Source organism: Gardnerella sp. DNF00109, assembly GCF_049262845.1.
Taxonomy (GTDB): Bacteria; Actinomycetota; Actinomycetes; order Actinomycetales; family Bifidobacteriaceae; genus Bifidobacterium; species Bifidobacterium vaginale.
The window spans coordinates 470,339-494,296 of record NZ_CP058406.1 but is presented as its reverse complement, the minus strand read 5'-3'; the positions used below and the strand labels follow the sequence as shown (position 1 = coordinate 494,296).

General features: G+C 41.7%; 15 protein-coding genes, 1 tRNA gene and 1 riboswitch. Of the genes, 4 read left to right on the top strand and 12 right to left on the bottom strand.

Translation table 11 applies throughout. The annotated features are described in order from the left end of the window. Positions 1–39 precede the first annotated feature (39 nt). On the bottom strand, positions 40–1,194 hold the full coding sequence (gene dusB / locus HXT20_RS01825) for a tRNA dihydrouridine synthase DusB (protein WP_004116830.1): 1,155 nt from the start codon (positions 1,192–1,194) through the stop codon (positions 40–42). A 69-nt stretch (positions 1,195–1,263) separates the two neighbouring features. Further along, the gene (locus HXT20_RS01820; protein WP_009993551.1) at positions 1,264–2,784 is read right to left on the bottom strand and encodes a glycine--tRNA ligase; all 1,521 of its coding nucleotides are present in this window, start codon (positions 2,782–2,784) and stop codon (positions 1,264–1,266) included. Between the two features lie 170 nt (positions 2,785–2,954). Here HXT20_RS01820 and HXT20_RS01815 point away from each other — a divergent pair, with 170 nt between their 5' ends. Together HXT20_RS01815 and HXT20_RS01810 are read left to right on the top strand one after the other, a co-directional pair. Beyond that, positions 2,955–3,329: an MTH1187 family thiamine-binding protein gene (locus tag HXT20_RS01815; protein WP_004112383.1), complete on the top strand. Its 375-nt coding sequence runs from the start codon at positions 2,955–2,957 to the stop codon at positions 3,327–3,329. A gap of 64 nt (positions 3,330–3,393) precedes the next feature. Next, the gene (locus tag HXT20_RS01810) at positions 3,394–4,623 is read left to right on the top strand and encodes a M20 family metallopeptidase (RefSeq protein ID WP_020759884.1); all 1,230 of its coding nucleotides are present in this window, start codon (positions 3,394–3,396) and stop codon (positions 4,621–4,623) included. Positions 4,624–4,649: 26 nt separating this feature from the next. On the opposite strand, the gene HXT20_RS01805 is transcribed toward HXT20_RS01810, so the two are convergent. From HXT20_RS01805 to HXT20_RS01780, 6 genes are all read right to left on the bottom strand, one after another. After that, the gene (locus HXT20_RS01805) at positions 4,650–5,444 is read right to left on the bottom strand and encodes an isoprenyl transferase (RefSeq protein WP_004112377.1); all 795 of its coding nucleotides are present in this window, start codon (positions 5,442–5,444) and stop codon (positions 4,650–4,652) included. 104 nt (positions 5,445–5,548) lie between these two features. Next, positions 5,549–6,766 (bottom strand): phosphotransferase enzyme family protein, encoded by a 1,218-nt coding sequence (locus HXT20_RS01800; RefSeq protein WP_248898659.1) that lies wholly within the window; start codon positions 6,764–6,766, stop codon positions 5,549–5,551. A 126-nt stretch (positions 6,767–6,892) separates the two neighbouring features. Next, positions 6,893–7,816 (bottom strand): ABC transporter substrate-binding protein, encoded by a 924-nt coding sequence (locus HXT20_RS01795; protein WP_009993809.1) that lies wholly within the window; start codon positions 7,814–7,816, stop codon positions 6,893–6,895. Between the two features lie 178 nt (positions 7,817–7,994). Beyond that, the gene (locus tag HXT20_RS01790; protein WP_004112368.1) at positions 7,995–8,615 is read right to left on the bottom strand and encodes an ECF transporter S component; all 621 of its coding nucleotides are present in this window, start codon (positions 8,613–8,615) and stop codon (positions 7,995–7,997) included. A gap of 35 nt (positions 8,616–8,650) precedes the next feature. Continuing rightward, positions 8,651–8,753: riboswitch (TPP riboswitch) on the bottom strand. A 121-nt stretch (positions 8,754–8,874) separates the two neighbouring features. Further along, positions 8,875–9,609, bottom strand: coding sequence for a DNA repair protein RecO (gene recO, locus HXT20_RS01785; protein WP_004115648.1), 735 nt, complete (start codon positions 9,607–9,609; stop codon positions 8,875–8,877). A gap of 46 nt (positions 9,610–9,655) precedes the next feature. Next, entirely contained in the window at positions 9,656–11,182 is a 1,527-nt protein-coding gene (locus HXT20_RS01780) for a DivIVA domain-containing protein (RefSeq protein WP_014554714.1), read from the bottom strand. 148 nt (positions 11,183–11,330) lie between these two features. Between HXT20_RS01780 and HXT20_RS01775 the strand changes: the two genes are divergently transcribed. After that, positions 11,331–11,404: transfer RNA gene (locus HXT20_RS01775), tRNA-Val, on the top strand. A gap of 119 nt (positions 11,405–11,523) precedes the next feature. Here the strand turns inward: HXT20_RS01775 and HXT20_RS01770 are convergent. The 4 genes from HXT20_RS01770 to HXT20_RS01755 form a co-directional block, all read right to left on the bottom strand. After that, positions 11,524–12,651, bottom strand: a complete 1,128-nt coding sequence (locus tag HXT20_RS01770) for a class C sortase (RefSeq protein WP_248903194.1) — start codon at positions 12,649–12,651, stop codon at positions 11,524–11,526. Between the two features lie 289 nt (positions 12,652–12,940). Continuing rightward, positions 12,941–14,836 (bottom strand): SpaH/EbpB family LPXTG-anchored major pilin, encoded by a 1,896-nt coding sequence (locus HXT20_RS01765; protein ID WP_422114416.1) that lies wholly within the window; start codon positions 14,834–14,836, stop codon positions 12,941–12,943. A gap of 130 nt (positions 14,837–14,966) precedes the next feature. Further along, a complete protein-coding gene (locus tag HXT20_RS01760; RefSeq protein ID WP_422114457.1) occupies positions 14,967–20,357 on the bottom strand; it encodes a Rib/alpha-like domain-containing protein in 5,391 nt (1,796 codons plus the stop codon). Positions 20,358–20,976: 619 nt separating this feature from the next. Next, complete coding sequence (locus tag HXT20_RS01755) at positions 20,977–21,909, bottom strand: YlbL family protein (RefSeq protein WP_004112354.1); 933 nt, start codon at positions 21,907–21,909, stop codon at positions 20,977–20,979. A gap of 219 nt (positions 21,910–22,128) precedes the next feature. On the opposite strand from HXT20_RS01755, the gene HXT20_RS01750 reads away from it, so the two are divergent. Further along, entirely contained in the window at positions 22,129–23,955 is a 1,827-nt protein-coding gene (locus HXT20_RS01750) for a zinc-dependent metalloprotease (protein WP_101886360.1), read from the top strand. Positions 23,956–23,958 lie beyond the last annotated feature (3 nt).

Below are 23,958 nucleotides of genomic sequence, written 5' to 3'. Positions count from 1 at the left end.
TTTTATATACTCAAAAACCCTAGAAAACACTAGTAAAACCTAGTAACTTGCATCCATTGGATCATCGCCAAACAACTCCTCACGCTCACTATGAGATGTTATTCGAGAATCCAACCACCCATATGGCAAATGAACTTTTTTTGCAAAACGAACTCGCCCACGCGGCGTGTCTAAAACTTGCTCAGGAAGCTTTAGCGAAGAATCTAACGCATCAATATTACGCTGGACATCCTCAATAGACTCACATTCCATAAAATTCTTACGAGTTCCACCTCCAACAGGGAACCCCTTTAAATACCAAGCAATATGCTTGCGCAAGTCATGAACAGCCATTCGCTCGTCGCCATCATAAAACTCGACTAAAAGCTCAAGATGTCTTAAAATCACCTTGCAAACTTGCCCAAGACTTGGATTAACGCGATCGTCGCTTCCATTGCAAGCAGAACGAATATCAGCAAAAATCCAAGGACGCCCCTGGCATCCGCGGCCAATAGCAACGCCTGCGCATCCTGTTTCTTTAAACATTGCAAGAGCGTCATCCGCACCCCAAATATCGCCATTACCAAAAACAGGAATATCCAAAGCATCTACAAGCTCAGCAATACGGCTCCAATCAGAATGACCACCATAATATTCTGCAGTGGTACGCGCGTGCAAAGTTACAGCAGCACATCCTTCTTCTTGCGCAATATGACCAGCTTGCATAAAAGTCTCGTGATTTTCGTCAATACCAACGCGGAATTTAGCTGTAACAGGAATTCCTGCTGGATCACAAACAGAAACAACACGATGCAAAATCTCCTGAAGCAAATCTGTTTTCCAAGGAAGAGCAGAACCGCCGCCGCGCCTTGTAACTTTAGGAACTGGGCATCCAAAGTTTAAGTCAACGTGATCCGCCATGTTCTCATCAACAACAATTCGAGCAGCAAGCTCTACAATAGAAGGATCTACTCCGTAAAGTTGCAAAGAACGCACTTTTTCGTTAGGCGCAAAACGGCATAAACGCAAGGCTTTAGGATTCCTTGCAACTAATGCGCGAGCTGTAATCATTTCTGCTACGTAAAGCCCGTCCGGACCATATTCGCGGCAAATCACTCTAAAAGGCCAGTTAGTAATACCAGCCATTGGAGATAAAACAACAGGAGTTGCAATATGAATTTTCCCTAAATCTACTGGTTTAATAGAAAAATCCATATTGCTTTAACTCCATTCACTTTAATATATTTTGTTTTTGTTTATTAGCGATTTTTCACTATACGCGTATTAATACAAGCCGCCAGCCTGAGCAATCTTTACAGGCTGCGATTCATCAACACCGTTTTCTTTAGAAACATCCACACCACCGTCTGCAGCGCGAGTACCAACAATCTCTACAGGACCTTGCGGATACTTAACGCGCTTTTCGTTAATGCGGCTTGCTACGTAATCTGCAACCTTGTCTAAGGAAACGCGCTCTTGTTGCATAGTGTCGCGCTCGCGGATCGTTACAGCATGATCTTCCAAAGTATCAAAATCAACTGTTACACACAAAGGAGTACCAATTTCATCCTCACGACGATAGCGGCGACCAATAGCACCAGACTCATCGTAATCAATAACCCAATCGTGCTGGCGCAAATCCGCAGCCAAATCTTGAGCAACAGCCTGCAATTCTGGCTTCTTGCTCAAAGGCAAAACTGCAGCTTTAACAGGAGCCAAGCGAGGGTCAAGTCTAAGAACAGTACGCTTGTCAACTCCGCCCTTAGTGTTTGGAGCTTCGTCAACGTCGTAAGCATCAACCAAGAATGCCATAAGCGAACGCGTAAGACCAGCAGCAGGCTCAATAACGTAAGGCACATACTTTTCGCCAGTAGCCTGATTGAAGTAGCTCAAATCCTCGCCAGAATGCTTAGCGTGAGCAGACAAATCGTAGTCGGTACGGTTTGCAATACCTTCAAGCTCTCCCCAGTCAGATCCTTGGAAGCCGAATTTGTATTCAATATCTACAGTGCGCTTGGAATAATGGCTTAACTTCTCTTTAGGATGCTCATACATACGCAAATTTTCAGGCTTTACACCCAAATCAACATACCAATTTACGCGTGTATCAATCCAATATTGATGCCAAGCTTCGTCTGTTCCAGGCTCTACGAAGAACTCCATTTCCATTTGCTCAAACTCGCGAGTGCGGAAGATGAAGTTTCCAGGAGTGATTTCATTACGGAAAGACTTACCAATATTCGCAATGCCAAATGGTGGCTTTTGGCGTGTAGCAGTCATAACGTTCTTAAAGTCAACAAAAATGCCTTGAGCTGTTTCTGGGCGCAAGTAGTGCAAGCTGTTTTCGTCTTCAACTGGTCCTAAATGCGTGCGAAGCATCATGTTGAAATCGCGAGGCTCCGTCCAGTTTCCGCGAGTGCCGCAATCTGGGCAAGCAATGTCTTTCAAGCCATTTTCTGGCATTTTGTCGCCGTGCTTTTCGGCATAGGATTCTTCGAGCTTATCTGCACGATGACGCTTATGGCAATTCAAGCACTCAATCAAAGGATCATTGAACACAGAAACGTGACCAGACGCAACCCAAACTTGGGAAGGCAAAATAACAGAAGTATCCACTCCAACAACATCGCCACGCGTAGTGACCATATAACGCCACCATTCGCGCTTAATATTGTCTTTTAACGCAACGCCCAAAGGACCATAATCCCAAGCAGAACGCGTACCACCATAAATCTCGCCAGCTGGGAACACAAATCCTCGACGCTTAGCCAAGGATACGACTTCATCAAGCTTTGAAACAGCCACAATACACCTTTTTCGTAAATCTAGAAAATTTGGGTGAAAACGGTGTTTATTATAGAAAAACCCTGTGACGCTAAAGCAACATATATAAGTATCATATATAAGCTAAACGAATACAATAAAGTATAAGCATAATTTTGCAACACATATTTTTCACTTTGAGAGGATTTAAAATGAGCGAAAACACTGATAACAATACTTGCGATACTTGCAATAACAAGAATTGCCACAAAACTAATACAGTTGCAGCATTATGCATTGCTCCTAGCGGAGTTGGCGAAGAACTTAGCGAATACGTAGCAGATTGCGTTAAAGTGATTCGTGATTCTGGCTTAAAAAACGAAACAAACGCAATGTTTACAAACATCGAAGGCGAATTTGACGACGTTATGCGCGTTGTAAAAGACGCAACTATGGTTCTTGTTGAAAAAGGCTATCGCACAGGCGTTATTTTAAAACTAGACATTCGCCCTGGTTTTAGCGATCAAATCGACGCAAAAGCTGCTCTTGTAGACAAGATTCTTGAAGAACGAAATAAAGAAAAATAAAACTAAAATCAAATAATCTCAAAACTCAACAAAGTTATAATAAAACAAAAGAAAGCAGGAATTTATGCTGCAACTTACGGCAGTTCAGAAAATATTATCCGATTTAGATGAAACCCAAGCAGAACGAGAAAGACAATACAAATACTTTCATCAACATCCTGAACTGTCAATGAAAGAAGATCATACAGCTCAAACAATTATTGATATTCTTAGCAAAGCTGGGATTGAAACAAAGCGAGTTGGAAAAACAGGCGTTGTGGCAGAGATTAAAAACGGCGAAGGTCCTGTTGTCGCTATGAGAGCGGATATCGATGCGCTTACAATTAAAGAAAATTCAGGAAAAGATTACGCTTCAACAGTTACGACACAAGATGAAAATGGCAAAACGGTTGGAGTTTCACACGCTTGCGGTCACGATTTTCATATTTCCAGCCTACTTGGAGCCTTGAAGGCTTTTAACAAGCATAAAGATGCTTGGAGAGGAACGTACATTGGCGTTTTTCAGCCTGGAGAAGAAACAGCTCAAGGCGCAAAATACTTGGTGGAAAATGGCATTACGAGCATGATTGCAAAGCCTGACGTTTACCTTGGCCAGCATGTGTTGGGTGCTATTCCTGCAGGAACAGTCGGTATTCGTTCGGGCGCGTTCTTAACTACTGCAGCTTCGATTCGCGTGCACATTTTTGGTAAAGGTTCACATGGTTCTATGCCTGAGTTGAGTGTTGACCCAGTGGTTGTTGCTTCGTCAATTGTGCTTAAATTGCAGACGATTGTTTCTCGCGAACTTGCAGCTAAAGATTACGCAATTGTTACAGTTGGTGCGCTTAATGCAGGAAGTAAGTCGAATATTATTCCTGATGATGCCGAGCTTTTAATTAACACAAGAACTTATAGCGAAGATACTCAAAAATTTGTACACAATGCTATTGAACGAATTGTGCGTGGAGAGTGCGAGCTTGCAAGATGTCCTAAGAAACCAGAATTTACATACTATGACCGCTATCCGCTTACGAATAATGATAAGAATGCGTCTTTGCGCGTGCGTAAAGCTTTTGATGAATACTTTGGAGAAGACTCTGTAAATATTTCGCGCGCTTCTGCTTCGGAAGATTTTTCTATAGTCGCGAACGCTTTTAATACACCTTACGCATACTGGGGATTAGGTGGATTTGAAGACATGAAAAATGCTCCTGGAAATCACAATCCAGCTTTTGCTCCAGATTTGCAACCAACTCTAAATCGTGGACTTGAATCAGCTGTTGTAGCAGCTTGCGCTTGGCTAGCTTGCGACTAATAAATTAATTCTACTAACAGATAAGTTTAAGCGTTTTTTACGCCACCAAATCTGCGGTCGCGATGCGCATAACGGTCAATTGACCTCCACAGCGCTTCGCGACCATAATCTGGGAAAAGTTCTGGCACAAAATCAAGCTCAGCATAAGACGCTTGCCAAGGCAGAAAGTTGCTAGTGCGCTGCTCTCCCGAAGTGCGAATCACAAGATCGCAATCTGGAATATCTGGGTTATACAAGTGTTCCGCAATCATCTTCTCACTAATGCGATCACCCTTAATTTTGCCGCTTTTAACTTCCCTAGCAATTGCCGCGCAAGCGTCTGCGATTTCCGCGCGACCACCATAGTTTAAGCAAAAAACAACGTCAATCGTAGTGTTATTTTTCGTTATCTCTTGAGCTTTTTCCAACTCGTCAATAACAGACTTCCACAATTTTGGCCGTCTTCCGGCCCAGCGCACGCGCACTCCCCACTCGTTCATTTGCGCAACTCTGCGGTGAATAATATCTCTAGAAAATCCCATCAAAAAATGCACTTCTTGAGGAGATCTTTTCCAATTTTCCGTAGAAAACGTGTACAAGCTCAAATAGCGAACACCTGCTTCTATGGCTCCTGCAATAGTGTCGAAAACCACTGGCTCCGCCGCTTTATGCCCTTCGGTGCGAATCATTCCGCGCTCTTTAGCCCAACGCCCATTGCCGTCCATAATCACGCCTACATGTCGAGGAACTTTACCTTTAGGAAAATCTGGCACGCGGCTAGGATCACTAAATGGAGCTGCTGGAATATTTAACGAAGTGTAGTCAACGTTTTCAAAACTCATAGTTAAAATCTAACAACCCCATTGAACGAATACTTAAACCCGTTTTGCAAAGCTTAATAAAAGCCAGCTAAATCAGATAAAAAATCCGCCAAAATCCTCTATATTTATATTTCTCGCAAAATCTCTATTAAAGCGTTTAAATATTGCTCTCCGTAACTAGATTTATACCATCTAGCGTGCTCTAAGAACCCAGTATCGTAGCCCCAAATTTTAAAGTCGTAAGATCCATTTGACTTTAAATAATAGTCTACAAATTCTACGCATTGCTCAATTTGACTTACGCTAAGAATAAGCGGAAGCAACTCTTTTTCAACATCTGTTAATGGTCGAACGATAGCATATCCTTGCAAAATTGACTTAACTAAGTCTGTTCTAAATGAATCTTTTTTGCCATTCGCAATATCTACCCACTGAATTGTGTTGCGTTCCAAAGTCATTGCTAAATCGTAGATTGCTGTGTTTCTATACGCCATTCCAAAGTCAAATACTGCGCTTGGAGCACTACCTTCCCACATAAAATTAGATATATGCGGATCTCCATGAGTCCACTGCTTTCTTAGATTCGCGTACCCCAAATCGTAAATTTTTTTGCATGTTGGAGCAAATTCGCTTAAATCTTTTACAAAATCACGATTCTGTTCTTTTAAGAATTTCGCTAAATCGGGCCTATTTTTTAACCAAACTTCGGCATCACTTTGCACGTCTTCGCTTGCACAAAGACTAAATCTTGATTGAAAAGCGTTGATTTCCTTAGGATTTGGCTCGTCAAAACTTTGTGAAGCTAAGGCGATTTTTGCCATCATCGCTCCAAGATTTTTGGCTTCTTCGCACGTTTTAGGCGGATCCCAAGTGTACGCGTCTTTGTATCGGTCTTCTCCACTAGCTTTTAAAGTAACTTCGTAAGCGCAATCGCCTATTACAAGAAGAGTTCCGTCTACGCAAATATCGCCAGAAGTATTCTTTTCTAAACCTAAAGACTCGCTATTTTTATTAAAATACAAGTACTTTGGTGTGCTTATTTTGTTTTGTAAAAGATGCTCAGCAAAACGATGATACGGTCTAATTGTGCTAGCTTGCCTCACTTTTGTGCTGCATCTTTTAATATAAACGTCCAAACTTTTAGATTGCTTTGATGCATTATCTTTGTAATGCGCGCGAAGCAATGAACCTGCAGCCATCGGGCGCAAACTATGGCTTAAAACGCAATCTACTTCTAGCGACTCCTCTAAAAGCGAGCACACAGTATTTGCCTCATCTAAATCAACATTTGCCCATCTTTGAGCAACAATATCTAGTTGAGGGTCGTTGCTTTCGTTTTCCATATTCGCTCCAATTTACAGATATTTGGCTACAGGCTCATTGATTTTCGCGCATTTTTTTGCAGAATTATTTGACGCCAACTAGCTCATGTGCGGCTGCTGGCGACTTTGCTTATGCAAAACTAACGACTATTCTGGCAAATACTCGTTTGTTACGCACCCGTTTTCTAAACTTTTTAGCGCGCAATCAAGAGGCACGCTTAAGTGGCCATTTTCACCCATCCAACGAGTGTAGTTTTCCACCAAAGCCATGTCTGCCGTGCCCCAACGACCATTCTTGTCGTACCAAGACGGAATCACTTCGTCTAGCGAGGCACGCAAAGCCTCTGGGCTAATATGGCAAAGCGCATTCTGCAAAGCATCAACACCAGCCTGAGGGTCTTTTCCTGCCATCTCATAGCCCTTAACTGTTGCGCTTGCAAAGTTACGTATTAATTGCGGATTTCGCTCAATCATCTCTTGGCGAGCGCAAACATAGTAAGAATGATGCGGCGCTACGCCAATAGAATCGAATGGAAGAACAACAACTTGATCAAATGGAAGCGAACCCTGGTATGGCTCCCACCAAGCTACGTTAATAAAAGCATCGCACATTCCGCGTTCTACTGCTCTAATGTCTGGCTCCCATGGGCCTGGGTCAATTGTAATCAGCTTGCTAAAATCGCCGCCGTCGGCAGCAACCGCCTGCTGAAGCTCCGTGTATAGGCGCTTAACGCCCATAGGAATTACTACGCGCTTTCCTTCTAGATCTTTAAATCGCGTAATGCCCGTGTTTTTATTTGTTATGATTCCACCAATTTGCGATTGATTCATTACAGCAAACGACGTTAGCCTGTTTGCACCATTTTGATGAGCCAAAAGTTGATTTAAACGAACAAGAGCTATATCTACTTCTCCACGCTCCAAACATGCTGGAACATCGCCGCGCTCTGTATCTGTGCTTGTAAACTCTACATCTAATCCGTATTGTGCATACAATCCGCGCTTTCTTGCAAGATACATACCTGCGTGATTCGTCCATGGATGCACATATTCAAGACGTACTCTTAGCATATTAACTCCTTTGTTTTATAGTGATTTGTGATTTTATTATTTGTGATTTTATTTTGACTTTTATTTGCAACTTAACTTGCGATTTAACTTGCGACTTTACAAAAATGGGCGAGGTAATTAATCCCCGCCCACAAATCAAATTTATAAGTTGATTTTACTTGTAATCTTACCCGTAAAATCAGGCGCGCACTTCTTTGCCAGAAGCAAAGCGGCTCAATGCGCCAGTGGCAGCAATACCCTTATACAAGTACCACATCAAAACGCCACCGATTACAGCACCAGAAATCATGCTGCAAATAGTGTGAATCACCATGAATGAACCAAAGATTGGAACACCTGCATAGTAGAACGGGTAGGTTGAAACGATTCCACCCAAACCAGCTAATGCGCCAGAAAGTGCGCTTAAGCCAACATTCCACTTGCGATACATGAAGAACAAGAATGCAAATTCAGCGAACAAGCCCTGAACAAATCCAGGAAGAACGGTACCGATACCACCCCAGTGGCTTCCAACAGTCAACTCAACCATTGCAGCAATAAACTCACCGAACAATGCTGCACCTGGCTTGCGAACCATAATAGCAGCCAAAGGACCAGCAAAATAGAACAAACCGTAGTACAATGCGCTGACTCCTGGAACTGGAATAAGCTTAAGAGCAGCAGAAATAGGCTCGCTAATCAAACCGATACCCCAGAAGATAATACCAGAAGCTACAGCTACAACAACCGTGAGCGTAATATCAGCTACATTCCATCGCAAAGATGGACGCACGGTTTCTTCTTCAACAGATGCACCCATTAGGGTCTCCTTTCATTATCAGTTATCAAACAAAGGCGACCCTGCAGAAAACTCCGTACGTCGGCATTAACCGAATCACGTTAAACGGTTAGACAGTAATCTTCTCAGCTCTTTGAAAGAGCACCCGTGTCTGATATCAATCATTATTGCATCAGACAGCGAGGACAATTATTATAAAATTCAAACAAAAAATTAACAAAAACGCTCACTAAAACGTTCACAAAAACGTTAAATAAGACGCTAAAAAAGCTATATTAAATCACATATTATTTTCTAATAAATGCATTGATTTAATTGGACGCTCAAGATAATATTCACACCACTGCTCAACGCATCTATACGTTAAATAATCAATATCTGTTCCGTCTATATTCTTCCAATCGCCATTAATCAAAGAAATCATTTGAAAACGTGCTAAATCATTACACTTAATTGACTGCAAATCATGATCTTTAGAACACATAACTCCTCCAGAACAAGAGGAAAAATATGATAAATCATCTTTAGTTGCACAAACTACGCATTCATTAAGCATAGGAGACCAGCCGGCTAGTTTTAACGCTCTTAAAACATATGAGAATCCAATTGAATCAGCACTATGCAATCCCCTAGAAAGAGCAGATAAGGCTGCAACTAGCAGATTGTATTGCATACAAGAATCCTGATACTGTGCAGAAGACGAAACCAAATCATCTGCGATTTCAGCAATCATGCTAGCACGACTATACAAATCATAATCAGCACAAATGCTCTCAGCATAAGCAGAAACTAAAACTGCTTGAGAAACAACATCAAAAGTTCTTCCAGTAGCAAAAAGTGCATTCACACGCATAAAAGGTTCTAAACGCGCCCCAAAACGAGATTTTATTTTCCTAACACCTTTTGCAACAGCACGAATCTTACCATGCTTTTTAGTAAGCATAACTACAATTCTATCCGCTTCTCCTAAAGGAAAAGTCTTAAGAACTACAGCCTCATCGTTATACAACGGCATGAAAATCAAAAACTCTTAATCTGCTAATCCAAAGTATTTTTATAGATCAGTTGTGGCTTGGATTCACAAAACCACCGAAATTAGATTCGCCAGTATCATCCAAATCATCTGAATCATTATTGCCAGCATTGTTAGCATTAAAATCTTCAGAAGAAGCATTAAAATGATTCATAACTGGGAATGAAAGATCTGGAATATCTAGATTGAGACTTTGCGACGGCTCAAATTTAGGAGATGCAAGAAGAGACAAATTCAAATCACCAACAGGGTTTGAAGCACTATTCTTTGAATCATTCTTATCATCATCTTTAGTATTAACAGCATTAGCATTAGCAGCATTAACATGATTCTGACTATAAGAATCTTGGCTAGGTGCAGCTGGAATAGCACTGTCTCTTGTATAAGTCTGCGAATAGGAATCTTTCGGAGCATACGATGGTGGGAACGTAGGAGGCATAACAGTAGAAGCCTGAGACATCTCGTCATCAGTATCATCATTAGGCTCTACATTAGCAGAATGAGGCGTAAAAATAGCCCTATCCCCATGGTGCAAATCGTTAAGAGAAGCACCACTATTGTTATCAACACTGTTGTCTACAGGTGCGAAAATGCTTTGCCTATCTTGAGGCATATCTTCAATATGCTGTGCAGAACTATTATCACTACCTGCCACATGCTCAACGACTGGCACACTATCTGCACTAATATGATGCGAATCTACTTCATCAACTGTAGTTCTAGAAAAAATATCATTTGCAACAGGATTATCTGCTTCAACAGTATTTTGAACAGGATTTACTACAAACGAATCCGCATTATGCTCAACGGGAACAGATGGAGGCATAGGATTTGCAGATTGCACAGGCTGTGGCGTCGTCTGACTATATGCTGCGTTAACAGAAGATGCGGCAGCACCATTAGAATCAAAATCTAGGTACTTAGAAACACGATCGTAAGATTCAAGCCTACTAAGCAATCGTATGCAAGCGTTCAAATAATAATCCACTTGACGCTCATCATATCCATGTTTACCAGAACGCTGTGTAAACAACACGTTAGAAACAAACATTGCGTCAATGCCATCAAGATCGCTTGAACTATTACCCCACGTTGGCTTATATCCAAGAAGAATAGAAATCTTATCTAAGGTCTTATTAACAACATTATCGACCTGTTTTTTATCATACGAAGGCTTGCGAGATTGACCAGAATCAAAACGCATCTTGTAATCACGCTGAGAATGATTAAGCAAAACACGGTATTCACTATCGGCTTGTGCTTTCCAAACGATTCTACCGCGATGAGAAATTTCGTATTCGGTTGTTTTATCTACAACAGCACGTTCCAACCTAGAAAGAGCCGCATCAACTTGAGGTATAGCGTATCCTTCATCTTCTAAATCGAAGGACACGTCTTGAATATCTTTTTGTGTAAGACGAATGTCGTCGGACTCATACAAAGAATGGGCACGCTCAAGAAAATCATTAACTTGCTCTACGCTGTAACCCTTCTTGCGCTTACCTACGCGCTCAATACCAGAAGAATTACGCGCAGTATCGGGTTTACTTGCCATAAACAATAGACCTCCTGAACATATCATTATTGAATATACTCTACGCGATTGTTAAGACGCTTCAAAACGCAAAACACAAACTCTGAAAGACACACGCAAATCGCGAATCACGCATCTAGTACACACCATACTGTATCTTGTTTCAAGCGGGCGATTAGCTCAGCTGGCTAGAGCGCCACCTTTACACGGTGGATGTCGGGGGTTCGAGTCCCTCATCGCCCACTTTCCGCTTTTCTTGGTTAGCGTATCGCTCCCCGTGTTTGTTTATTTTTTCCACGTGTTTGTTCCCAAAACCACCAAATACGTAAACAATCTCGGGAAAATCGTTCGCGCGTTACGCTTTAAGCGCGAAGGCAGGTCTCGCGCAGTATGTGCTTGCCGCGCAAATCTGATTTATTCTTACGCTTTTGCAAGTATCCAGTTACCATGATTGAAATTATCAACAGCGAAAGAATCATAGCAGCTACAAACAGCGTCATCCAAAGCGGCCACTGAAGATGATCTTCTGGAGCGTGCGCTGGGTCCGGCAGCACGCGATACCCCGTAATCAGTAGCCTATGCGAGTTCACACCATACGGCGTGCATGTAAGCAAAGTCGCCAAATCGCGCCCAGGCTCACGCTGCAGCAAACTGATATCCTGCGGGTCTACAACACTAATGCGAAACACCCTGTAGCGCATCGTGTCGCCCTGTACATCAATGTAGAAGTAGTCTCCACGCTTCATGTCGATTAAACCGTCAAACATGGTTGCTGTAGGCAATCCAGTATGCGCTGTAATAACGGTATGCCTGTTTTTGCCGCCCACAGGTAAATCTGTGCCATACAAATGCCCTGCTCCGCGAGCTAGAACATCGCGCGAAGTACCATGGTAAATCGGTAGTTTTACACCAATTTTCGGGATTTTTATGATTCCCATAATTCCCATTGGTTCGTCTAGTTGTTTGATATATGACTTATAGTCTGCTGTTTTTTTGTAATTGTCACTGCCGTCATACGGGTCGGCTGTAAAGAATTTTTTTCTGCGCGCATTGTATTTTCGCGCACTTCTTAGAATAGATTCTCGCACGCCAGCGGCCTGATTGTAGCTTACTTTGTCGTAATCTATGGAAATTTGTTTAGACACGTGGTTGTTCCACAGTGTTGACGCCACTGGGTAGCTGAAGAACAATACGCCTGCTAGCACTAACGCAATCGGCTCAATTATGCGATGTATAAAAGTTTTCTGTGTTTTTAAGTTTTTCTGTGTTTTTTGGTTTATTTTTTTGCTTGAGTTGGATCGTGGAGTTTGCTCTTCGGTTGCTAGCGACTTTTCCGCAGCCACGCCACTCGCACCAGCCACATTGCTCGTGCTAGCCACACTGCTCGTGCTAGCCACACTGGAGGTACGCTTCGCCTTATTCTTAAACAATTTAGCAACAGCGCGCTCGCTCAACAAGCGGCACCAATTGCTAATATCGGCTAGCTTCATAACTCCTCCAAGCTAAAGCTATTTAATGAAAGATAATATTTGGTTTGATTTTGCTACAAACGCAGTGGGATTTTGTGCTTTTTGTTGCTCAAAACGGCAAAATTAACAACAAAATCGGGAAAAACTTACCGAAAATGTTGCTTAAAACCACAAAATCAACAACAAAAAGCGGAAAAACGACGGGTTTTGTTGCTTTAACAGTCCACATAGGATTGAGTCTAGGGTTTTTGCCCTAGACTCAATCGTTATAGACTCAATCGTTTATGATTTGCTAATCAAACTGAGCAAATCAGGAAGCCTGTTCTTCTTCCTTCTTGCGATTGTTGCGCATGTACATGAATGTACCAGCGCCAACCAAGCCCAAACCGATGATGGCGAAGATAATCACGCCGTAAGCACCAGTATTAGGAAGCTTGAACCAATGTTCAATGTTATTGCTCGTTGGAACATCAGCAATCGGAACCTCAAGCGATTCATTATCTTTTGCTTTAGCAGTATCCACTTCATGAACATCTTCTGAGCGGACATAACCATTTGGAGCATTAACCTCAACAAGATAAATCTTGCTATTCTGATCAGTAGTCTTTACAACATAATCAGAAGTCTTGCCACTAGTGCCAGTTGTAGTGATTGTACTATCTCCTGCCTTAGTAGGTGCAGCAGCAGCAAAGCCAGGCATAGCTCCATTAGTTTCAGCACACTTAGTTGTGTCTTTTGCGCACGCTAAAGCTTTATCATGATCGGCAAACGCCTTGAACTCTGCACCAGAAAGAACTGTCTTCTTTGAGGTATCAGTGCCGTCATACTTCAAGACATGGAACTTGTGGAATACAGTCTTTGTATCGGTACCAGGTGTATCCTTACCGCTGTCTCCGCCTGGGTTAAAACCATACTTGTTAGTAAGTTCAGTCTTTACAGTGTCTTTACCAAAATCTTTATTAATCTTAAGATTCAAAGTTACCTGAACTCGAATATCCTTACTAGCGTACGCTTTAGAATCTGTTCCAAATGCGTTAGCAATCTTAGTTAAACCAGCATCTTCGAACGTGAACAGAATGCGCTTACGATCATTATCGTTAGGCGTATTAGTACTATCGCTTACACTAAAATCATTATTTGCTGCAGTTAAATCAACGGCAGTATTCTTCAAAGCTTTAGTTTTAGCATCGTACTCGCCAACTTGAACCTTATAATTAGTTGCAGTATTACCAAAGCCATCAAGGTTGCTATATGCGGATATTAACGCATCATCCCAAACCTTAAAGCCCTTGAAATTAGAGCTGGCTAACTTAGTTTGATCCATAGCAGGCGTTAGTGGAAGCTTTACCTTAGCGGTAATCACGTATGGAAGCGTGTCTCCAGCGCCTACCATCTTGCTAGTTTGAGCATCCTTAGTAATACCACCATTAGCATTCCAGTTCTTTGGAGAAACGCTTACATCATATGTATAAGTGTTGGTGGTTTTACCATCTTCACGCGTAATTTGCGGAACAGTTATAAAGAATGGAGTAAACTCAGGGCTATAGCCTGTTGGTACTTTAGTTTCCTCAACGTAGTACAAGCCGATTGCAAGCTTATCGAACTTTGCAATGCCGGCTTCACCATCAACTGTTTTCGTTTCTTGGCTCATCTTGCCTTGCTTGCCAAAAGTCGTATCAAACGTGACTTTACTTGTAGGATTACCAGCTTTTGCAGCCTCGTTAAGTTCCTTAACTTTAGATGCAAGAGTAATCCAATCCTCTTGCTTCGCAAGATTAGGAACAGCAGCAGTACCAATCTTTAAAACTTTTTGAACTGTAAAGGTTGCACCGTCAAGACCAACAGCTGTACCAGAAGTATCATCCTTCTTCTTAATGGTAATGGAACCGGTCCCATTGGCATTATCCCATGGAGCCTTAGCAGCAGCTGCATTATCTACAGCCCAAGCTGAGCTGCCAGCAACCACGGCGCCAGCAACGCACAGCGTGCCAGCCATTGCGAGCGAGGCGATTGCCGCCACGCATTGCTTAGTCATCTTGTTCATAATTTCTCCTTTTTTATTGCTCTTTCGAGCAGGTTTAAGAGATAAGTTTTCTGTTTTGTGTTGCGCACGGTCGGCGGAGCCATTGCAAGTTGTATGAACTCTGTCGGCGGCTACGATTTGCGCCGCGCGCAGCAAGATTAAATCCGAACCATGCTTCGGCATAATTGCCGTCACTATGTAACGTCACTGTGCAACATCACTATGTAACGCAACTACGCAACGCAACTACGCAATGCAATTGCCAACACATGGAACGTTGACACTGCAGTTTTTGCGCTGCAGAAAATTTTCATCAGCATCGCCACCTTTCAATGCGCCATTTTCTAGCGGTTTTGCGGATAAAAACTTTAATAATATTGATAATCTCAGCGATGAGCGCACGTCCCCACTTGCTTTGATCAAGCAATAATGCAATAAGCATCAGAGAAGTACCAACAAACACAACACCACTAAGAAGCATGTTCCAGTTCATGCCGCCCGTCTTTGGCAACGCGAATTTAGGCGGATCGATCACGTTCACATCAACAGCAATTCTGTTCCAGTCTTTTCCAATGGCTACGCCTTCAAACCAAGTATTTTTCATATCCGTAGACGAATACTTTTTATCATCACTAAGCCCAGCATTAACCGTGTTATTAAACACCGTCAGTGCATTCGGCTTCAACGCAAACACAGCGCACGTGTAATTTCCAGCCTTTTTAGGTACGCCAACAATATCGTCTTCACTGCGAGACACAGCGCTTTCTATGCTGTCCTGCTTACCATTCTTCGTGAAGCCATACAGCAAGTTAGCCACACAAGTCTTACCGTCTTGACTGCAAGACTTTCGCTGCTCAGCACTTGCAAAAGCCCACGGCTGCACCTTTTCGCCGTAATTCTGGTTCAGGTGCATATTGAGCGTATTGTCAAGCCCGCGACTCCACTTTTTCTCGCCTTGCTTAGTGCACATCATACGCAATGAAATATTGCTACGATCTTTCAAGCTCCACGCGCGCACATACGGGTTCTTAGTAAGACTCGTGCCGCTCATAACAGTAAGAGAATTACCGCCACCAAGCGTGTCAACAGGATCAGCGTCTTGGGATCTTAGCAATATCATCTTAAGATCCTTGTCAGCTCCACTGAGACTTCCAACCGTAACTTTCGCATACACAGGCTTGCCGTTGTTTCCAGAATCCGGGTCGTCCGAAGTGGAGCCATCCGGGTAATGGATGACAATCTCTTTCAAGTACGCTTTAGGCGCAACAGATTGATCCGGGTGGAATGTCACTTTGCCGTAACGAGTGCCGTCACCCTTTGCATTGTGCTTGCCATTCTTTTGTTTGGTATCATCAGGCTTATTGCTCTGATCACCTGAATTATCTGCGGCGTTACCAGCCCAATACGACCAGTCTAAAGACACCTTGTTCCCAACAGTGCTGTCAGCCTTTACCTCAAAGCCGTGAGTAGCATCCTTAAACTCAAACCAAGTTCCGTCCGGAAGCGCGCCATCCTTCACAGCATCCTGGTATTTATCCGCACCGTTAGCGCTCTTAACGCTTTTCGGCACAACATTCTCAACCTTTTGACCAGCCTTAACGCTCACAGCAGCGTACTCCGGGTTGTAGAAGTGGTTATCTCTATGAATATGCACAGAGAATGCGCCAATTTTGTAGTCTTCGCCTTCTTTGCCATATGGATTACCTCTAGCGTTAAGAACGCTTGTAACTGGGTCTTCGTTCTTCTTAGATTTGATATTAGCCTCAACAGCATTCTTAAACGCATCCGACTTCTTCTGATCACCCTTTATAACGTAGACTTTGCACACATAGTCGCCAGTCTTTTGCGCCACGCCACCAAAAGATCCGTGCGTGCGCTCAAAAGTGTTATAGCTTTTATCGCTATCAACCCAATCATCGTATAAGTAAGTATCAGACTTGCACTTTTTGCCATTAGTATTGCACTCAAACTGATCCTTAAGTGATGAATGCTTCCAAATCGTCTGCGGTTCCAAAAGTCGCAATCCGTCTTTTTCGCTATCTTTCTGCGACTTCTCATTATTAACATGACCAGGAAGAATGCCATACGTGTAATCGGTTTGCTTACCATTCTTGTCTTGCTTTGAGCAAATCATATGCTGATGAAGATTGCCAATCGCGTTTGTTAAGTAAGAATCAAACATAGGGCGATCGTTACCAGCGAGTAAATCTCCTGGATGAAGGTTTATGCCATTTTCAACGCTGATAGTTCTGTATTGAGAATCCGTTGTATACCTAAACAAATTAAGACCAAATGTATTATTGCCAGGCTTAGCAGTAACATTCACCTTCGCATACACAGGATGCTTCTCGTTCACAGAGCCTTCGCCGTCAGAAACCGAGCCGTCTGGGTAGTGAACTCTAACTTCCGCCCAATATTCGCCAGCAGACTGCCACTTATCTGGACGGAAGGTGACGGCACCGTATTCGCGACTAGACTGATCTAAAGTAACTACTTTGCCGTTTTTATCTTTAACAGGCTTGTTGTCAGCGCCGCGCTTAACGTTGTCTTCAAAATCTTCAAACCTAGACCACTGCACACTTTCCTTAGGGCAGTCTTTAGGATCTTTCTTATCAACCTTCTTGATCAGATTCTTAATCTCAAACCACGTACCATCAGGAAGGTCACCAACAAGAATGCTAGCTCGATCATCCTCCGAAACATCATTTCCATCTTTAGTGCTCTTTGGCTGATCAGTGCTGATATTGTCTTTTGTTGGACTGCTATACCTACCATCCTTAATTGACTTACCAGCTTGAATAGTTGGCATCTTTACATAAGTCGGGTTGTACTTTTGGTTGTCTTTGAGCTTGATTTTAAAGTAGAAACTGTCAGTAATCCACTCTAAGCCTTTTGTTGCCGCTTTAATACTTTCATAGTTATCAAAAAGTATTGAATACTCAGTAGAACCACCATTTTTTGCCGCTTTATCAAATGTGTCCAACGAACCACTATAGTCCTTAAGCTTGTTATCATCAGGCTTGTCGTGGAAAGCAAACACTTTACACTCGTACGAGCCGCCTTCCTTAGGCGTGCCACCAATCATCGCGCGCGAACGCTCCATAGTGTCATTTTCGTATTCTCTAGAGTGAAGGTAGAGATTATCGTTACTGCAATCCTTGCCCTTGCAACGCTTGTCGTTATCTCGAATCCACTGTCGGAAATCCTCAAAATGCAAGCCGTTAATCTCTCCGCTAGCTTCTTTGTTTCCTTCTTTAGGCTTAAGCAACGCGAACGGAGAATTAGGTACATCCGTCCTATGGCATATCACGCGGAAAGTAATAGGACCTTTACCATTCTTTGCCCAAGAATCAAACACAATACCCTTATTAGGGTTCTTGTGATCCTTATCTGACAGACCTATTTTCTTACCCTTATCGATCTCGTGAGGATTCGTTTTATCTCTAAAGGAAAAGCCCCAGAAACCATTATTATTTATGCTATTCCCGTCATATAAACCAAGATTCAAGTCACCGCCTGAAATTGGCAAATCACCAACTTTAACAGTAGCATACACGACCTTGTCATAATTACCTGCATCACTATCTTTAGACGTAGAACCATCTGGGTACGTAACAAGCACAGGCGTCTTTTCACTTTTACCAGCTTGTGTTTTAGACGGGCTAAACGTCACTTTGCCGTTTCCTGTATTTTTCGAATCAATCTTAGACCAATCAAGCACAGGAGAACCGTATTTACCATACTTCTCTAACTTAAAGGTAGAACCTTTAGGAAGATTACCTACTCTAACCCACGGCTTTTTGTTAGCTCGTACACTCTTAGGCTCTTCGCTATCAGTAGGGTTAAACTTCTTCTGATTTGGATCGTATGCAACAGTAGTTTCCTTGTACTGCGGGTTGTACAACATGGCATTAGAAACAACCTTGATTTTTATAGGTACATTTTCCTGAACCATCGGTGTCGTATACTTACAGTTGTATTGGTAGGCACTAGGAGTTGGGTGCGTAATCTTCACCTTAAAAGTAATACCTTCGGTTTTACGATCCAACCTTCCTGGATTATAAGTAATATAACCAGTTTTACTATCTATACTCACACAGCCTTTGTCAGAATTATTCTTACCAGTACTACAACTACTTGATTGCGTAATACCTTGTGGAATAGAAGTAAGCTCGTACTTCATGCTAGAGCCGTTAGGAAAATCTGATGGAATATTAGTAGTAGTATCCGTATCTTTTCCTGCAACATAGTGACCGCCATAATGGTTTTGTAGAGAATATTGACCGTCCCAGTCGCCTAAATCCCACCCCTGCCAAGAACCAGTATTAACGTACGGCTTAATTGTTACAGGCGTACCATACGTAGTAACAGGCACATTCTCTACGCCACCATAAGTAGTGTCCGAGCTTAAATTCTGATTATTTAATTTCTTTACATAATCATTCATCATGCTAGACGAATATTGAGGATACTTGATTTCAGTCTTACCATTTGGATCAGTAATATTATTCAAAACAGTATGCGGCTGATCACTATTACTAAAATCAGGCAAAGCATCAGGATTCTTATGGTCATAACCTTCCATAGAATCTGGAATACCATCGCCATCACTATCGAAAGGTCCAATAAAAGTCCACTTACTTCTAACTTCTACAGCACCATTTTTCTTCGTTTCTAAATCTCCAAAATCGCTTTCGGAATATGTACCTTTGCCAGAGTTCCATCCAGCTGAGAACGGAAGATTCTTCAATACTAAATCTGAGCGATTTTCCATACTTTCATCAACAAACGCAGTGATATTCCACTGAAAAGCCGTATTACCTGAAACTTCCCAGTCAGCAAGAACCGTAGAGAAATCATTCTTCCAGTTTCTAATTTCGCACATGTCATGCTTATCTCGCGAATCGCAATACGATGTAAGTCTGGAAGTACCTAAAGCATTATCCCAATAAGAGTTAAATAGCTGTTGATCTTTACCAGCACCCTCTTTACCAGCTTTACCTTCATACAAATTACCATCGAACGAATGAGCCCATCTAGAACTACTGTTAACAAACTCATCTAATGTTTTATTAATTGTAACAATAGGCTCTTGATACTGGATTGCTCTACATCCACGACCGTTATCAGTTTTATCAAACTGTTTATCTTTTGAAAACGCGCTATACCACTTGTCTGTTTCAGGCCAGCAGCCATAGTTACGGTAACCAGCTCTATTACCAGACTTCCTTCTACTAATTCTTATACTCTTTCTATCAATACCTTTTGGAAGCCAAGCCATAAGAAGAGGTCTTTTACCACCAAACGCTTTATCTTCTTGCTTACCGCTATAAGGTTCACCTGTTACAATACTCTCGTACATTTGAGAATAAGTATTGAAAAACACTTCCCATTTAATCTGAGTTCTATTTCTACCAGTAGAAGAATCATAAACATTGCGAACAACTTCAACGTTAGAAGCAATCTGACTAGGAGCATCCCCTATTCCAAAGCCAGAACCAGACACAAAGCCTGTACCAAAACTATTCCACCAAGCGTGAATCGGTGCTTTACCATCTGCATAACCCTTAGCTTCTTGTACTGGCGGCACGATGAGCATGGTTACTATGGTGGCGACGGCAACGAGCATTGCTAAAAGCGCGCGGAAAACGTAACGCTTTGAGAGAGTACGGCTGCAACTATTTGAAGAGGAAGCATTAAGCATTCTAAACTGCTTACGCAAGTTCAATAAGCCATGAAGCCGTGACATTCTAACGCCTCGATTTCTTAAAATCTAAAAGCTGCTCGAATACTCATGCTTGTTGGTTTTATAAGCCAACAAGCATTGCCCGGGGTGCAGAACACTGCATTGCAAGCAAAAAAGCGCGCAATCAAGTTACGTAAATAAACGTAAGCCGACTCGAAACTACTGATGAAAACTATTGTGCAAGCGTTAAATAAACGTAAGCATACCTAGCTTCCCCAAAACCAGTAGTTAAATTCGCTCCAAACGCTCAAATGCAAAATAATACAGTGCACTACTGCAAAGCACGTATACAGTTGTACCCCCCCCCCCATAGGAAAATTCAAGGAAAATCTACACATTTTTTAACATTCGTAAAAATTCCTAGATTCTATAAAGATCACCATAAAATACGTTAAAAATATATTGGAAACTTTATATTTTTCGCTTTTAGCATCGAAATTATCACACTCGGCGTGTCTTAAAACACAATATGCAGCACTTTGCATAATAAAACATACTAAATATAGGATTTTCGATAATAGAAATAAAGAGTTAAAGAAATAAAGAGTTAAAAATGAAGCAACATCTTCTACATCTTCTACATCTTCGCATTACACGTTTTAAAAGACTTTATACTTTTACCAGCCTTAATTTTCTCCAACGCTTTATACGCATCATCTAAAGTCTTAACGCTTACTACGTTTAAACCTTGCGGAATATTGCCAACCACCTCATCGCAATTGCTATTTGGCGCTAGAAACCATCTTGCACCATCTCTTTTAGCAGATATCATCTTTAAACGAATTCCGCCGATTGCCCCAACTTTCCCATTATTATCAATGGTTCCCGTGCCTGCTATTGTTTTGCCGCCAGCCAAATCTACGCCAGTTAGCTTGTTTAAAATACCCAAAGCATACATCATTCCTGCAGAAGGACCGCCAATATCGTCTATATGCATCTTAACTTTTACGTTTTTTACATTCACATTAAGATGTTTCTTCGCATAATCCAAAGCCGCCACTTGCGCAGAAGATTGCGAGGAAGTCATCTGCTTATTTGTTTCTTTTTTATAATCACTTGCATTTTGATTTACAGGTACTAACACCTCACGCGGCAAAATCTGCTTTTTTGAATCAAACCAAGATAAAACAGCGTAAATATTTGGAATCTCATACCCTGGCACTCCAGACGTATTTACTGTGACTAAAAGCAATTTGCCACTTTTTGAATGCGATTTTAAACCCGAAGCAGCTGAAGCAGCTTTTTTATTAGGATTATTAGGATTATCTACGTTTATCACATATTTTCCAGAAGATTTTCCTAAAACGTCTTGAGTTGGCCCTGGCTCTTCAACAACATATGCGCTAGGAAGAAAAAGCACAATAATCGCAAGAACACCAATGATCAGTCCAATAAAATACTGCACGGATTTTGAAGAAAAATATTTAACAAAATAATTAAAAACTCTACTCGTAAAACTTATAACAGTCATACATACATTATTAAAAACAGCAAATATCTTATTAGTCATAAGAAATAATTCTATACTCAAGCCATACGCATAACGGAATTAGGATTCATTTAAAATATTAAATTAAAAAAGTTACTTAAATTATTGATTTATTGAATGAAAATTGCCGTATATCAGGTAGAATCTGTAATAAGCTGCAAAAAGTCACACTAATAAATGAATGCGAAATAACGTAGAAAATATTAGATGACTTTTAACTAAGACTGTAAGGACTTAACTATGAGCGAAGAAGAAATTCACCAGTGGCTCGTCGACTGCTTTGGTTCTGAACAAGGCGAAAAAGCATGGCACAACTTTGAGAACCTCCCTTTTGACATACGCGAACACATCAAGGAAAGGTGTGGAATTGGAGGACTTCCGACACCAGGCGAAGTTCACGCCATGATGCAAGCTTTTTCTACAGGAGGATTAAACAATCCTCTTGAAATGAGAGTGACTCTCGAAGACGGTCCAATAAATAAAAAGCTTGCACAATCTATCGCTATTCAAAGATCAACAAGCGATGGAGGAACCGTAAACGCTGAAGTTGCGGACTGTGCTAGAAGAGCACTTAGCCAAGCAAACTTGTGGCTAGACACAAGTTGCAACTTAAATCCTGCGCCAGGAACACCTGATATTCTTTCTAGATCTGATTGGATTGAAGGAACAATAGATTCGTGGGTTAAATTCGCGAACCCTGTTGCAAAATCTGTGTGCGAGGCGTTTACAAGCGTAATATCCGCAAGATTCGGCGATTCACAAGATACAGAAGTGGATGGCATATACGATGGAATTATGCCAATCCCTATGCCAGATGAGGTAAAACAACCTGACCAGTTTATGAGATTGCTCGGAAATACATCTTTTGCTATGCAACTAGGATACGCTGCTGGAGCATTATCTCACGAGGTTCATGGAAGCTTCGATCAAGGTATAGCATTACTTAACAATCCAGCTGGAGGTCTCATTCCGTACAATTGCATAGATTATGCAAAAACCTGGGGATTAGACGTAACAGAAGTTATGAATTATCTTGCCTTACGTGAACTTGCACACGCTCGCTTGTTTGCGTCTGTACCATGGCTTATGCCACGTTTTGAAGCTCTGATTATAAAGTATGCAGATGGTATTTCTATTGACTTAGATGCTGTAGAAGACCAGCTTAGAGATATTCAAGAAATGGATCCAGAAGCTGTTTCTGGAGCGGTAGATATTTCTAAAGTTGCAGATACAGACACGGAGGGTCAAAAACAGGCTCTTAGAGGATTGGAAACACTTCTTGCTCTTACAGAAGGTTGGGTTGATTGCGTTATTTGGCGTGCTGGAATGGCACATATTCCACACATCGATCAACTTAGAGAGATGATGAGACGCGAGCGCGCTGCAGGTGGACCTTCGGAAATAACTTTTGAATCTCTTATCGGATTGAGATTAAGACCGCGCAGAATGCGAGAAGCTGCAGCATTATGGGATTCAATCACAAACGAAAAAGGCATTGAGGAGCGAGACTCTATGTGGAATCATCCTGATCTTTTGCCTGATTTACCAGAGTCTCAGGATGAGGCAAACGCAAGTGATAAAAAAACGAATACTACAGATGAAAATAGCACAGATAATAATAAGCAAATAGATTCTGCAGATTCTACAAACAAAGATGAGGCAAGCAAATCCTATGAGGCTGATTCTACAGATAATGAAGAGTCGTCAGCTTCTAAGATTGATAACGACGAGTCTGAACATGAAAATTCTTATGAAAATAAGAAAAATGATAATGTTGAGACTAATGCTGAAATTAATGCTGAGTCTAATTCTGAATCGGAAACTGAAACAAATAAAGAGTCAAAAGAATCAAGCATGAATATGCCTAATTTGGAAGACTTCAAGAATAGTGAAGATTTAGAAAAGAAACTCAAAGATGTGAATTGGGACGATGAATTAAGCAAACTGTTAGCATCTAATGACACGTCTGACGACGAATCTGATGACGCAAACAACAATGCTGACGAAGATTCAGATAACGGTGAAACTGATTCTGATTCAAATCCCGATTCAGATATAAATAAATAATAA

Coding starts and splice junctions, on each gene's coding strand:
- dusB (WP_004116830.1), bottom strand. CDS start 1,194: ATGGATTTTTCTATTAAACCAGTAGATTTAGGGAAAATTCATATTGCA.
- HXT20_RS01815 (WP_004112383.1), top strand. CDS start 2,955: ATGAGCGAAAACACTGATAACAATACTTGCGATACTTGCAATAACAAG.
- HXT20_RS01810 (WP_020759884.1), top strand. CDS start 3,394: ATGCTGCAACTTACGGCAGTTCAGAAAATATTATCCGATTTAGATGAA.
- HXT20_RS01805 (WP_004112377.1), bottom strand. CDS start 5,444: ATGAGTTTTGAAAACGTTGACTACACTTCGTTAAATATTCCAGCAGCT.
- HXT20_RS01800 (WP_248898659.1), bottom strand. CDS start 6,766: ATGGAAAACGAAAGCAACGACCCTCAACTAGATATTGTTGCTCAAAGA.
- HXT20_RS01795 (WP_009993809.1), bottom strand. CDS start 7,816: ATGCTAAGAGTACGTCTTGAATATGTGCATCCATGGACGAATCACGCA.
- HXT20_RS01790 (WP_004112368.1), bottom strand. CDS start 8,615: ATGGGTGCATCTGTTGAAGAAGAAACCGTGCGTCCATCTTTGCGATGG.
- recO (WP_004115648.1), bottom strand. CDS start 9,609: ATGCCGTTGTATAACGATGAGGCTGTAGTTCTTAAGACTTTTCCTTTA.
- HXT20_RS01780 (WP_014554714.1), bottom strand. CDS start 11,182: ATGGCAAGTAAACCCGATACTGCGCGTAATTCTTCTGGTATTGAGCGC.
- HXT20_RS01770 (WP_248903194.1), bottom strand. CDS start 12,651: ATGAAGCTAGCCGATATTAGCAATTGGTGCCGCTTGTTGAGCGAGCGC.
- HXT20_RS01765 (WP_422114416.1), bottom strand. CDS start 14,836: ATGCCGAAGCATGGTTCGGATTTAATCTTGCTGCGCGCGGCGCAAATC.
- HXT20_RS01760 (WP_422114457.1), bottom strand. CDS start 20,357: ATGCTTAATGCTTCCTCTTCAAATAGTTGCAGCCGTACTCTCTCAAAG.
- HXT20_RS01755 (WP_004112354.1), bottom strand. CDS start 21,909: ATGACTAATAAGATATTTGCTGTTTTTAATAATGTATGTATGACTGTT.
- HXT20_RS01750 (WP_101886360.1), top strand. CDS start 22,129: ATGAGCGAAGAAGAAATTCACCAGTGGCTCGTCGACTGCTTTGGTTCT.